General features: G+C 67.0%; 14 protein-coding genes. 4 read left to right on the top strand and 10 right to left on the bottom strand.

Going from position 1 to position 11803, the window contains the following annotated elements; all coding sequences use genetic code 11:
- The first annotated feature begins 120 nt into the window (after window positions 1-120).
- The 4 genes from AB0I04_RS15635 (at window position 121) to AB0I04_RS15620 (ending at window position 2620) form a co-directional block, all read left to right on the top strand.
- Entirely contained in the window at window positions 121-330 is a 210-nt protein-coding gene (locus AB0I04_RS15635) for a hypothetical protein (protein ID WP_360884424.1), read from the top strand.
- Window positions 331-400: 70 nt separating this feature from the next.
- Entirely contained in the window at window positions 401-1495 is a 1095-nt protein-coding gene (locus AB0I04_RS15630) for a PP2C family protein-serine/threonine phosphatase (protein ID WP_360884421.1), read from the top strand.
- A gap of 2 nt (window positions 1496-1497) precedes the next feature.
- Complete coding sequence (locus AB0I04_RS15625) at window positions 1498-1638, top strand: hypothetical protein (RefSeq protein ID WP_360884418.1); 141 nt, start codon at window positions 1498-1500, stop codon at window positions 1636-1638.
- A 64-nt stretch (window positions 1639-1702) separates the two neighbouring features.
- On the top strand, window positions 1703-2620 hold the full coding sequence (locus tag AB0I04_RS15620; RefSeq protein WP_360884415.1) for an NADP-dependent oxidoreductase: 918 nt from the start codon (window positions 1703-1705) through the stop codon (window positions 2618-2620).
- A gap of 63 nt (window positions 2621-2683) precedes the next feature.
- Here the strand turns inward: AB0I04_RS15620 and AB0I04_RS15615 are convergent, their stop codons facing one another.
- The 10 genes from AB0I04_RS15615 to AB0I04_RS15570 all read right to left on the bottom strand — a co-directional run bounded on the left by AB0I04_RS15615 (window position 2684) and on the right by AB0I04_RS15570 (window position 11795).
- Window positions 2684-3352: a hypothetical protein gene (locus AB0I04_RS15615; RefSeq protein WP_360884413.1), complete on the bottom strand. Its 669-nt coding sequence runs from the start codon at window positions 3350-3352 to the stop codon at window positions 2684-2686.
- A 47-nt stretch (window positions 3353-3399) separates the two neighbouring features.
- Complete coding sequence (locus AB0I04_RS15610; protein WP_360884410.1) at window positions 3400-4593, bottom strand: SGNH/GDSL hydrolase family protein; 1194 nt, start codon at window positions 4591-4593, stop codon at window positions 3400-3402.
- 108 nt (window positions 4594-4701) lie between these two features.
- Complete coding sequence (locus AB0I04_RS15605) at window positions 4702-5325, bottom strand: A24 family peptidase (RefSeq protein ID WP_360884407.1); 624 nt, start codon at window positions 5323-5325, stop codon at window positions 4702-4704.
- 22 nt (window positions 5326-5347) lie between these two features.
- Window positions 5348-6286 carry a pilus assembly protein TadG-related protein gene (locus AB0I04_RS15600; protein ID WP_360884403.1) on the bottom strand — a complete coding sequence of 313 codons (939 nt, stop codon included), beginning with the start codon at window positions 6284-6286 and terminating at the stop codon, window positions 5348-5350.
- Between the two features lie 110 nt (window positions 6287-6396).
- Window positions 6397-6957, bottom strand: a complete 561-nt coding sequence (locus tag AB0I04_RS15595) for a hypothetical protein (RefSeq protein WP_360884400.1) — start codon at window positions 6955-6957, stop codon at window positions 6397-6399.
- A 91-nt stretch (window positions 6958-7048) separates the two neighbouring features.
- Window positions 7049-8560: an OmpA family protein gene (locus tag AB0I04_RS15590; protein ID WP_360884397.1), complete on the bottom strand. Its 1512-nt coding sequence runs from the start codon at window positions 8558-8560 to the stop codon at window positions 7049-7051.
- Window positions 8561-8710: 150 nt separating this feature from the next.
- Window positions 8711-8938, bottom strand: a complete 228-nt coding sequence (locus tag AB0I04_RS15585; protein WP_360884395.1) for a hypothetical protein — start codon at window positions 8936-8938, stop codon at window positions 8711-8713.
- Window positions 8939-9085: 147 nt separating this feature from the next.
- Window positions 9086-9742, bottom strand: coding sequence for a response regulator transcription factor (locus AB0I04_RS15580; protein WP_360884393.1), 657 nt, complete (start codon window positions 9740-9742; stop codon window positions 9086-9088).
- Complete coding sequence (locus tag AB0I04_RS15575) at window positions 9743-10924, bottom strand: ATP-binding protein (RefSeq protein ID WP_360884391.1); 1182 nt, start codon at window positions 10922-10924, stop codon at window positions 9743-9745.
- On the bottom strand, window positions 10908-11795 hold the full coding sequence (locus tag AB0I04_RS15570; RefSeq protein WP_360884388.1) for a type II secretion system F family protein: 888 nt from the start codon (window positions 11793-11795) through the stop codon (window positions 10908-10910). The genes AB0I04_RS15575 and AB0I04_RS15570 overlap by 17 nt, the downstream gene beginning before the upstream one ends.
- Window positions 11796-11803: the final 8 nt, after the last annotated feature.

Genomic DNA, 11803 nt, shown 5'->3' with positions numbered 1-11803 from the left:
ATCGATCATGCGCAACGGTATATATCCACCTGCTGCATCGCCTCGATGACGAGCCGCTATGGCCCTGCGTGTGCAGGGGCTGCGCGCTCGAATCGTCCCCCTCCCCCAGTAAGGACCTGTATGCGAGCCATCACTGTTCGAGACCGTGACGCCGGTCTTGCCGGGCTGTCCCTGACGGACATGCCCTACTCTCACGCCGCCGAGAAGGACGTAATCGTACGGGTGTACGCCGCGGGCTTCACTCCTGGAGAGCTGGACTGGCCGGCAACGTGGACCGATCGCGCCGGCCGCGTCGCCCGGCTGAGCGTCCTAACCGTCGAAGAGAGCTGATATGCACTGGTTTGGCCCTGCCGCCCTACCGCGGACGCGGATACCGAGACAAGCACTGATCGTGATCCCCGTGTTCCTGGTCCTGGCCGTCCCGGCGATCGACCATGTGACGCCGCCCTACGTTCATCTCGCTCCGACGCTGTTCGTGGCGGCCGCCATGACCGCGACGTTCGCATCGGCGCTGGTCACCGCGTTGATCGGCGTGGGGGCGGTCGCTGCGGTGATCGTCGCCGCGCTGGACCGCGGCACCCTGACCAGCGAGGACGTGATCATGCAACTCGTGGGCCTGATGGTGCTGTCGGGGTGCATGGTGCTGTTCTGCCACCTGCGGAAGCGGCACGAGCGGGACCTGGTGCGAGTGCGGTCGATCTCCAAGGCCACGCAGCGGGTGGTCCTGCGCCCGTTGCCGGAGCGGTCCGGGCCGGTCTCGATCGCCTCGGCGTACCACGCCGCCGAGGCCGACACCGACCTCGGCGGTGATCTGTACGCCGTCACCCGCACCGCGGACTCCACCCGGGTGCTAATCGGCGACGTACGAGGCAAGGGACTCGCCTCGATCAGCGGTACCGCGATCATGCTGGAGGCCTTCCGTGCCTCCGCGCGGCTCCGGACGTCGCTCCAGGAGATGGTCGCCGACCTGGAGGAGAGTGTCCGCTGGGGAATAGCGGAGTTCTCCGGCGCCGGCGTGGACGCCGGTGAGCGGTTCGTCACGGCGGTGGTGGTCGACATACCGGACGACGAACCCGTCGTACGCCTGGTCAGCCGTGGGCATCCGCCGCCGTTGCTGCTCCACCACGGTAAGGCGTCGCCGTTGCAGGTGTCCCAGCCCGCGCCGCCGTTCGGGCTGGGGGACCTTGACTCCTACGCCGTGGAGGCCTTTCCCTTCGGAATGGGCGACCTGCTGTTGCTCTATACCGACGGCCTCACCGAGGCCCGGAACCTGGACCGGACCTTCTATCCCCTGGCCCAGCGGGCTGCGGCCTGGTCCGACTGCGATCCGCAGGCTCTCGTACAGAGGATCGCGGCGGATCTGGGTGAGTACGTGCCTGGCGCGTTGTGCGACGACATGGCCATGATTGCGATTCGGCGCGAGGAGCCGCCGGCAGCCGGGGCGGCGTCGCTCGTCTCCGGAGCCGTGTCCGAGCGGCGCCGGCCCTCGGAGTGATCATGCCGGTGAACAACCGCGGGCGAGGCGGACCGCGACTGCTGACCAACATCGGCACCGTCGCGACCCTCGACAACGCCGTCGCCGCCTTCAATCCGACCGAGCGGATCAGCGGGCAGACGATCATCCGCGTTCGTCCGTGAGCGACACGCGCCCATCGATGCGACATTTCCACCAAAGAGACAAATGACCGAGGAGAGAATTCCCATGAAGGCGATCGTGGTGACGGACCAGGCTGCGGGAACGGCCGGGATGACACTGGTGGAGCGGCCCGAGCCGCCCGCGGCGATAAACGACGTCGTTGTGCGGGTTCATGCGTCGGGATTCGTCCCGACTGAGATGGAGTGGCCCTCGACCTGGACCGATCGCGCCGACCGCGACCGCACACCGTCGGTCCCTGGGCACGAACTGGCCGGAGTGGTCACCGTTCTCGGCTATGGCACGACGGGGCTGTCGGTGGGGCAGCGGGTGTTCGGCCTCACGGACTGGCATCGCGACGGCACCCTGGCGGAGTACGTGGCCGTCGAGGCACGCAACCTCGCGCCGCTGCCGGGCGACGTCGACTTCACGGTGGGCGCGAGCCTGCCGATCTCGGGCTTGACCGCATGGCAAGGGCTGTTCGAGCATGGCCGTCTTCAGGCGGGGCAGAGCGTCCTCGTGCACGGCGCGGCCGGCGCAGTCGGGACGATGGTGACGCAACTCGCACGTGAGTTCGGCGCGTACGTCATCGGCACCGGACGCGCGGCCGACCGTCAGAAGACGCTCGACTTCGGCGCGCAAGAGTTCGTCGACCTTGAGAACGACACCCTGGAAGACGTCGGCAGCGTCGACCTGGTGTTCGACGTCATCGGCGGCGACATCCAGAGGCGGTCCGCAGGCGTGATCCGGGCCGGAGGAACGCTGGTGTCCGTCGTCGGGCCGACCGAGGCGCGGCCCACCGACGGCCTGACGGTCGACTTCGTCGTCGAGTCCGATCGTGGCCAACTGGGTGAGATCGTCCAGCGGGTGCGGGACGGACGACTGCGGACCAACATCGGCACCGTCGCGACCCTCGACAACGCCGTCGCGGCCCTCAACTCAACCGAGCGCCGCAAGGGGAAGACGATCATCAGCGTTCGTCCATAAGGAGAGCGCGTTCGAGAAGGTGGGGCCACCAGCTCGGCCCCGCGCGGGACCAAGCTGGTGTGGTCAGCCCAATTTCTGACGGGCTTTGTTGTAGGCGGCGGTGGCGAAGGCATCCATCTGGGCGTTGGTCACCTCCCCCTGCATGAAGACCACGCCGACGTAGCCGTTGCCGACGAACGTCACGACCCATGTACGCCGACTGTTCGGCGACGACGGTGTCAGTACGGCACCGCGGGAACCGTTGCCGAGCAACGGCGGCGGCTTCTCCTCGAAGGTCAGAGTGTTCCCCTGATGACTTACCCAGACCGTGCGGCAGCCTGGCCGCAGGCCGGCGCCCAGCGCCGCCTGCCGGGACTGACCGGCCGACGAGACCAGTTCCTCCCACGCCTGTACGCCGCCGGGCGAGGTGTCCCCTGATTTGCGGAATGCCACCACGGACGCGGCCGCCGTGCCGAACTGTTTCCCGTCGGGGCCGGCCCAGAGCGCGCAGTTCATGGGCTTGACGGTCGCGCCCGGTGGCGTCTGCTGTACGCCGGCGGCCAGGGTTGCGGCCGGAAGCGATGAGTACGGCCCGCTCTTCGGTGCCGTGATCGGGATCAGCTGTTGAAAGCTCTGCAGCAGCGCGTCTTCGAACCGGTCCTGTGCCACGGCCGGCTGCGCCGTCTGGCGCGAAGGCCGATCTTCTTTCACCGCCGGAGAGCCCGCACAGCCCCCGACGGTCGCGACGATCATCGTCGTAGCCGACCACCGCAGCAGTGTCCCACCCATTGTCTCTCCCATCACGGGTCGTAGAGGGTCCGGTTCGGGCCATTCTCGAGTTGTCTTCGTACGGCTCGTTCAAAGGATTCCTGGCCATCGGCCGTCGGGTGGAACGTCCCCGTATCCGCGGAAGGAATGAGCTTACCCGACTTGCAGTTCTGGTTTGAGGTTGAAAGGCTAAGGCCGACGCACATACTGATCCCGTTCACCCACGGGTTCTGGGTGGTGATCTCGTGCCCCTTCAGCCCATCCGAGTTGTCGACATACTCAACACTTCCCATTTTCTGCTGGCCGTTCCCATAGAACTTATGGTCCGCGGCGTTGATCGCCTGCATGATCCGGCGGTTCAGCTCATCGGCCATCCGGTTCAGGAACGCCTGATCACCTTTGGTGATGGTGGTATAGCCCTTTTCCGGCGGGGCGGGGAACAGATGCGGGTATCCCACGACCAGGATCCGGGCATTCGGCGCTCTTTGGTGGATGGCCTCGAGGAACTGCTCATACTTCGAGGGGTCGCCGCCGAACAGGGCGTTGATATTATTTTCGATCTGCGCCTGCTGTGCCTGGCATCGGTCGGGCTGGGGGGCGCTTCCCGGCCAGAGGTCACCAGGAGAGAAGTGAGCGTCGAGGACACAGTTCTTCATCACGTCCGCGAAGCGAACGTCGTTGCCTCCGACACTCAGCGTCACCAGCGTCGTACGTGGGCTGAGCGCACCGATTTGCGGCCCTTCTCCGTGCCATCCGTTGAGGACGCCATCGGTCGTGGCGCCGCTGCACGCGACGAAATTCGAGCCGTCACGGAACGTGAAGTCGTGCTGAAGGGGCTGCGAATACGCTCCGGCCGCTCGATGACAGCCGGTGTTCCCGCTGGTTCCCAGATACTGCTCGGCGGCGCCTTCCCCGGAGGAGTAGGAGTCGCCCAGCGCGACGTATCCGCCCTTGGTGGCGGCGGTCACCGGATCCGAAGGATGGATCGGGTTGTTCGCCGTGGGGCAGAATGCCTGGCAGTGGTTCGAACTGTGGCCGGACGCAACGCGCGGCTGCTTGCCGCAGTCTCCGGATGAGAATATCTTGCAGATCGCTGACTTGCCGCCCGATTCCGCCCTGCCGGGAAGGCCGGCCGCGAACACGCCTGCCACCACGACCGCGAGAACCAGCAGAAGCGCGGCGTACTCGAGTGTCGCTATCCCTTTTTCGCTGGCCCGTAGTCGCACAACACCTCCCCATCACATTGATGGGGACACGATAAGAAATAGCGTCCGCCGACGCCTGGGCCCGCTGGACCAAATTTGGGCCCAAATTCGTGGGCCGCCCTGCGACATTCAGCCGGCGAGAATGCCGACAAGAGCTCCGGCGAGCATGAACGGGCCGAATGGGATCTCGGACTTTCGCGATGCGCGACGCGTGATCAGCGCACCGGCGGCGTACAGGCCGCCGAGGACGAATCCGGCGAGTGTACCGAGCCACCATGCCTGCGCCCCGAGCCAGCCGAGATAGAGGCCGAGCACTCCGGACAACTTGACGTCGCCCCAGCCGATCGCGCCAGGCGCGAAGAAATGTTGCAGGGCATAGAGCGCCCACAACACGGCCAGCCCGGTGAGGGCGTGCGCGAGCCGCATCGGATGGCCGCCGAGGAGCGCAGCGCCGCTCAGCAGTGCGAGGCCGACGAGGTACGACGGGAGGGTGAACGGGTCCGGTAGACGTTTCACCGCGACGTCGATGAAGGCGAGCAGCGCACCCACGACCGCCAGGTAGAGATAGGCGGGCAGGTCGGCTCGCCCGGAGAACCGCCAGGCGAGCGCGCCGGACGCGGCGGCCGTGGTCACCGCGATGCCGGGCCGGGCCGCGCGGATCGGCTGCTCAAAGTAGCTCGACGCCAGTGGTGCGCAGAGCCAGCCGACGACCGCACCGCCGACGGTGCACAGTGGTACCAGCCAGCTGAGCAAGGGCTCGCCTTCCCCGGTCAGATCAGTACCAATGCGGCCAGTGACTGAGCCAGAAGGCATAGGCGGCACATGGGTTTCCGTAGACGCTGGAAATGTAGTCGAATCCCCAGCGGATCTGGGTGACCGGATTGGTCAGATAGTCGCCGCCGTATTTGGCCATCTTCACCGCCGGCAGCGCCTGCGGAATTCCGTACGCGCCGCTGGTGGGATTGACCGCGAGATGGTTCCAGCCGCTCTCGCCCGTCCAGAGCTTGTCGAGGCAGACCCAGTTCGCGCCGGTCCAGCCGTACATGTCCGCGAGCTGCCGCCCGGTCTCACGGTCGCGCGTGGTGTAGTCCGGATCGAACGCGGTCGGGTCCTCCTCGTCCACGAGGCGCACGGCGAACATCCGTCGGGCAGCGTCAAAGCCCCGCGTCTGGAGACCGTTACAGAAGATCCCGATGGTCGGCGGGATGAAACCCTTTCCGTGCTTCTTGCCGTCGTGGAAACCCCGTGGCCCGCACGCGGGAAATGCGACGCGGGCGATCGCCGTCGCCGTCCCGTGCAGACCCCGTTCGCCGTGTTCGCAGGTGAAATGCATCGGCGCCTGGTCGGTGCCCGGCTTGGGCTGGCACGCTCGCGTGTGCAGCGTGACCTTCACGGTGAGGCCGAAGTATCCGGAGGCGCGCACCTCGTCGACGACCGCGCCATTCTTGGCGGCGTAGTCACGTGCGGCCCCCGCCGAACTGCTGAGGTAGATCTCCCCGTCCGGGATGAGCCCCCGGGCGATGTCGGTGGCGCCTCTGTCGCGGATCTCCGCCGCGGCGGCCAGCGCGGAGGCGTCCGCCGCCGTCTGGGCCCTGGTCCGCAGGCCGTTGGCGCGGGCGATTTTGCTGAGGAGCAATGTGGCCGCGACCAGCACCAATGCCATTGTGACCACGAGAATCGTCGTGGCCGCGCCTTTGTCCGCGCGTCGCCTCATGTAAAACCCTCGCCTTGCCGAGTACGGTCTTCCTCGGATCAAGAACCTAGAGGTCGGGGTGACCGGTGAACAGGGCCCGCGGGCCCAAAAGCGAGTGGGCCCGCGGCGTTTTAATCGACCGCCAGCGAACGGCCGATCGAAGTGACGACCGAGAAGTCATAATGCTCGGTGAGAAATCCGACCCGCACATCGACTACGGTGCCGTTCTTCAACTGCGCGAACCAGTCCACGGTGTGCAGCCGCTGCGACGATGTGCCGATACAGCCGTTGCACTCCTTGCGCACCCGATAACCGGTGCTACCGTCCACGTCGATGCGTTCCTGCCCGATCAGCTGGAACCCGCGCTGGGCCCGGCTGATCCGCAGGAAGTCCGACACCACATCGTCGAGCAGTTGTGCGCGGCCCCAGTACGTCAGGATGTCGAACGATCCGGCCGTCGTCGTCACCTCGAACGACGATCCGGGAACGGCTCGCCGGTCCGAAGCGGACTGTGCCCACGCTTTCGGATATCCGACTGAGAATCCCTCTCCGCGGTACCGCCTCAACGACGCGTCGAGCTTCGGGTCTTCCTTCAGGCCGAGACACCCGGATGTCGAGAGGATGGCCGGCACGAGCGTGACGGCCGCCAGGAGCCGGCGACAGTTGCCACGTCCCCCTCTTCGCCTGCGCATGAGACAAAGGATCGCGTCAGGAACGGAATTCTCACCAGGGCCCGGGGACCCTTTGTTGCTGGGCCCCCGGGCGAAACTCAGACGAGTCCGATCACCTGACCGGCACGCCGCCCACATCGATTTTCTCGGCGAACCAGCTGATCTGCACGTCCATCCTGCTCAGGGCCACCGGCGGCTTGTAGACACCGGAGTAGGTGACGCTGCTCTTCGGATGGAGGATCTGCGTGGCATAGACGGCCTCGCTCGTCGAGCTGCACACGCACACGCCCTGACCGTCGCGCGACGGCCAATAACGCATCTGCCCGACCCTGTCGACGAGACCGGCCCCGGAGGTCGTGGTGGCGCCCGGGTACTCCAGCGAGAGCCACTTGTCGAACGACCCGCCGATCATCTGATCCTGGGCGCCGATATCGGTGACCGTCCAGACGAGTGTCACGAGGCCGCTCGACTCGCGATGCAGGCTGTTGACGTCGAACCGGAGGTTGTCGGCCCCTTCGATGGTGGTGTTCCCGTCCGCATGGAAGTTCGGGCGCGCGGTGGCGAGCACGGGGAGCCTCCCCTCGCCGCTCCACCGGAACGCCGGACCCGCGGACGGCGCGGTGGTCTGCGGCTCCGGGGGCTTGGCGAACGCCACGGTCACCCGACGGTTCCGCTTCCGTCCCGATTCGTCGTCGTTCTTGGCCACCGGGTTCTGTGATCCGTGGCCGGCCGACTGGAAGGTGAGGCCCTGCCTGGTCACCAGGCTCTTCAGCGCGTCCTGCATGGCTTGGGCCCGCTGTTCGGACAGCGGCTGGTTCACGGCGTCGGTACCGGTGTTGTCGGTGTACCCGTCGATCTTGATGGTGTCACCCCTGGACCTGTCGATCTGCTGGGCCACTCCCCGCAGCACGCCACTGGCCTTCGACGTCAGAACGGCTTTGTCGTAGGCGAACAGCACGTCGGCGGAGAGCCGCATCGTTCGGTCGTTGTCGTCGTCATCGACGTCCTGTACGGCCGATTCGCTGCTGTTCACCAGTGAGCGGACGTTCGGCTGCCCCAATGAGACCTTCGCCGGATCCACGCTCTGTCCGGGAGCCGGGGGTGCCTGCCCCACACCGATCGGCACGTCGGCGAACTGCACGGTGTCGGGGACCGACAACGTCACCCGGGTCGTTCGAGGATCCGCGTAGACGGCGTACAACTCCTGCGGCTTGCCCGGGGCCACCTCCACATTGGTGACATCACTGCAGAGGCAGGAGCCGGTGCTGGTCGTCATGGGGTAATAGACCTTGTCGCCGACACCGTCCACGAGGGCGATGCCGTTCGCGAGTTCCGAGCCCGGCGAGTTGGGCGCCATGTCCTTCAGCGCCGTGAGCAGCCGGAGTCTCCGCTGACCGTCATTGACGATGCGCAGGCGGACCGTGACGGTGTCCTGCGCGGTCCGGTCGACGGCGAGCAGGTCTACGTGAGCCGGGCCGTCCTCGTGCTCCATCGGCTCGGACGCGATCGGCTTCTCGCTCACCGGCCCGCCACCGGCCGGTTTTCGACCGTCCGGCTTCTCGCCGTCGCCGCTGCACCCGGGAACCGTCAGCATCAGCGCCGATGCAGCGGCGGTGAAACGCATGAACGCCGCTCTGCCGGAAAGCCTGTCCGCCTTGAACGCACGCATTTCTTCTGAAGCCCGCATTATTCCCTCTCTGGTCACTGGGAGCAGCAATGCGGCGGAGGAGACCACCTGAGGTGGTCTCCTCCGCCACACGAGGAACAGGTTCTGTCATCCACCGGCCGAGCTGAACACCTTGTTGACGGCCGAGACCGCCTTGGACTTGATGGTCTGGTCGATACCAGACCCGTGAACAGCGGCGACAATGAGCGCGACGATGAACAGGAGCGCAATGTACTCGACGATACTGGCACCACGATCATCGCCGACATAACGCTTCTTGATACGCTTTGCATTGTCCTCGACGAGAGTCGAAAGAATTACGAAGAACGGAATCATCTGGTCCTCCCGGGTGCGTTCCCGATTCGCCTTTGTCAGCAAAGACGTTACGGACCCGCGAGCAAGGTTCCCAGGGTCCGCCGGCCCAGTTTCCGTTAGGGCGGGGGCCCATTTTCTCCTGGGCCCCGAGTCCCACGACCTGGTCGGTCACGACCAGCCCTTCCGGGCCGTTCCCGATCCCAGCCACAGGGCGATCGCCGCCGCCCTCGTGGTCACCCCGAGCTTGGCATAGATGTGATTGACGTGATTCTTGATTGTCTTGTCCGCGAGGAACAGCCGGGCCGCGATGGCACCATTGGGATAGCCCTGGGCGACGAGTTCCATGACCTCCATTTCGCGAACGGACAGGCCGAAGCGGCTGCGCGGAGACTCCGGTGGCGCTTTCGCCTGGTTCTGCACCGCGCCGACGAGGACCGCGGCGGCTACCGGAGAAAGCGGATTGGCACCGCTCACCGTCTCGCGCACGGCATCGAGGAGTTCCGCGGGCGTGAAGGTGCCGTGCACGAGATAGCCGGCCGCGCCGTTGCCGATGGCCGCACGGATGATCTCCGGCGTGGCGGTGTAAGTCAGCATGAGCACCCGCGTCGTCTCCGCGAGCCGCTGCGCCGCCGTCACGCCGTCGAGCAGCGGCATCCGCACGTCGAGCAGCACCAGGTCGGGACGGTGTCGCTCGGCGAGGGCGATGGCCTTCTCCCCGTCGGCCGCCTCGCCGAGCACCTCCACACCGCCCGCCTCCAGCAACGAGACCAGACCGGACCGGACGACGACGTTGTCGTCCGCGACGATCACCCTGGGCGTTCCCACTCAGATCACCTCCGCGACGCGCAGACCACTGGACGATGCTCCGGCCACCGGGAACGTCACGGTGATCGTGGTGCCCGCCTTCGGCTCGGACATCAGCGAGACGGCACCACCGGCCCGTTCGGCGCGTTCCCGCAGGCCGAGCAGCCCGTAGTGCCCGTCTCTTGCCAGATCCTCGAGACTCCTCAGCCGGAAGCCCTTGCCGTCGTCCCGGATCGTCAGGACCACGGCGCCGCGCTCCGCGGCGAGCCGTACGTCGACCGAGGTCGCGGCCGCGTGCCGTACGACGTTCGTGAGCGCCTCCGAGCAGATCGCCACCGCCTCATAGCGGGCACGCAGCGGCAGGTCGGCCCCGGAGTCGATGTCGCATCGGACACTGATCCCATGGGCGTCACGCCAGCTCTCCGCGATCGCGCGTACGGCCGTCGGCAAGGGCAGGGTGATGCTCTCGTCCCGTAGCCCGTTGATGAGGTTGCGCGCCTCACGGGAGGCGACCTCGACATCCGCGGCGATGCGGACCGATTCCTCGACCATCCGTTCGGGATCCTGGCGTGCCCACATCGGCAGCGCCGCCGTGGCCATCGCGATGCCGCGCAGTGTCTTGGCGAGTGAGTCGTGCATCTCCCGCGCCAGCCACGTCCGTTCCTCAGCGGCGGCCGCCGTGGACTCGGCCTCGGCCTGGTCGTCGATGAGCTTGCGGAGCGCCACTCCCGCGAAGCCGATCAGCGGGTAGTACAACGGCTGACCCGCGAGGGCCTGGAACGTCTGGTCGGCGGCCGGCACGTGACCGGCGGCCAGGGTCAGGTAGTACCAGAACACCTGGAACGCGGAGATGGCCAGCATGCCCGGCCAGCGGAAGAGCAGCCCGGCGACTCCGGCGGTGACCACGGTCGAGAGGAAGAACGGTCCCGTGGGCCCGCCGAGCCTGAGCGCGGTGAACGACGCGGCCACGTCCGCCGCCACCAGCAGCGGATGCAGCAGCAGACGCGGCACTATCAACTGCCAGTGACGGGCGGCGATCCAGGAAAGTGCCGCGAAGGAGAGCAGCAGCACCACGGCCGTCGGAGGGTGCGCCGGCAGGATCAGGACCAGCGTGACCATTGCCGTGAGGGTTCGCAGCTGCATGAGCAATCGGAACGCCGCCCCGACCCGGGCCGGCACCATCGGATCAGCGAAGGAGGCCACCGAGATCAGCTCCTGAGGAGTAGAACATCCCGCCCACGACGATCGCCATGATCGCCGGGAGGGTCAGGGCCGCCGAGACGGCCGTGATCCGTGGGGTGATGCGCTGTGCCTTGCGTTTGGCCCACTGCGCCGACTCCCGGCGCATGTCCGTGCTGAGCTCCATGAGCGCCGTGGCCAGCGGAGCGCCGAGCTCCTCCGCCTGCAGGATGGCCGTGACGAACTGGCCGAGCATCTCCGCCCTGTTGCGCCGGCGCAGGTCCTCGAACGCCTCGCGGCGCGGGGTGCCCAGCTCCATCTGCTGCAGCGAGATGGTGAACTCCTCGGCCAGCGCGCCGGGCATGCTCTCGGCGACCCGGCTCAGCGCGTGCCGGAAACCCAGCCCGGCCGTGACCGTGACCGCGAGCACATCGAGGAAGTCGGGCAGCATGCGCTCGATCTCGTCCTGACGCTGCCGCGTACGCACGGCGAGCAGCAGTTCGTTCTGCCCGACCCCGAACATGAGGAGGATGCCGAAGAACGTCTGTCCCTGCAGCACGAACAGGATCCCGGGCAGCACGAAGAGGATGATGAGCCCGGCGGTCTGCCGGGCGTACGACTCGACGGTCATGTCGCCGGGTCGGCCGGCCGCGTCGATCCGGCGCCGGATCTGCCGGCGCCTCGGTCCGAGGAACTCCAGCATGGGACGCGTGAGCGGGCGCCCCAGCACGTCGGCGAGCTGGTTCAGGATCGTTCCGTCGCTCCGCGCCTTCCGCTTCTCCGGCGGCGTGAGGATGTCCTGCGCCACTCGCTCACCGGACCTCATGAGCGCGAATCCCCAGACTCCGAGCACGAAGCAGAGCGCCGCGGCCGCGGCCATCAACAGGATCTCCATCAGGCGAC

It is taken from the genome of Actinoallomurus sp. NPDC050550 (assembly GCF_040655075.1).
Lineage (GTDB): Bacteria > Actinomycetota > Actinomycetes > Streptosporangiales > Streptosporangiaceae > Actinoallomurus.
Note: the sequence above shows the minus strand (reverse complement) of the source record. Positions and strands in the feature narration are given on the sequence as shown.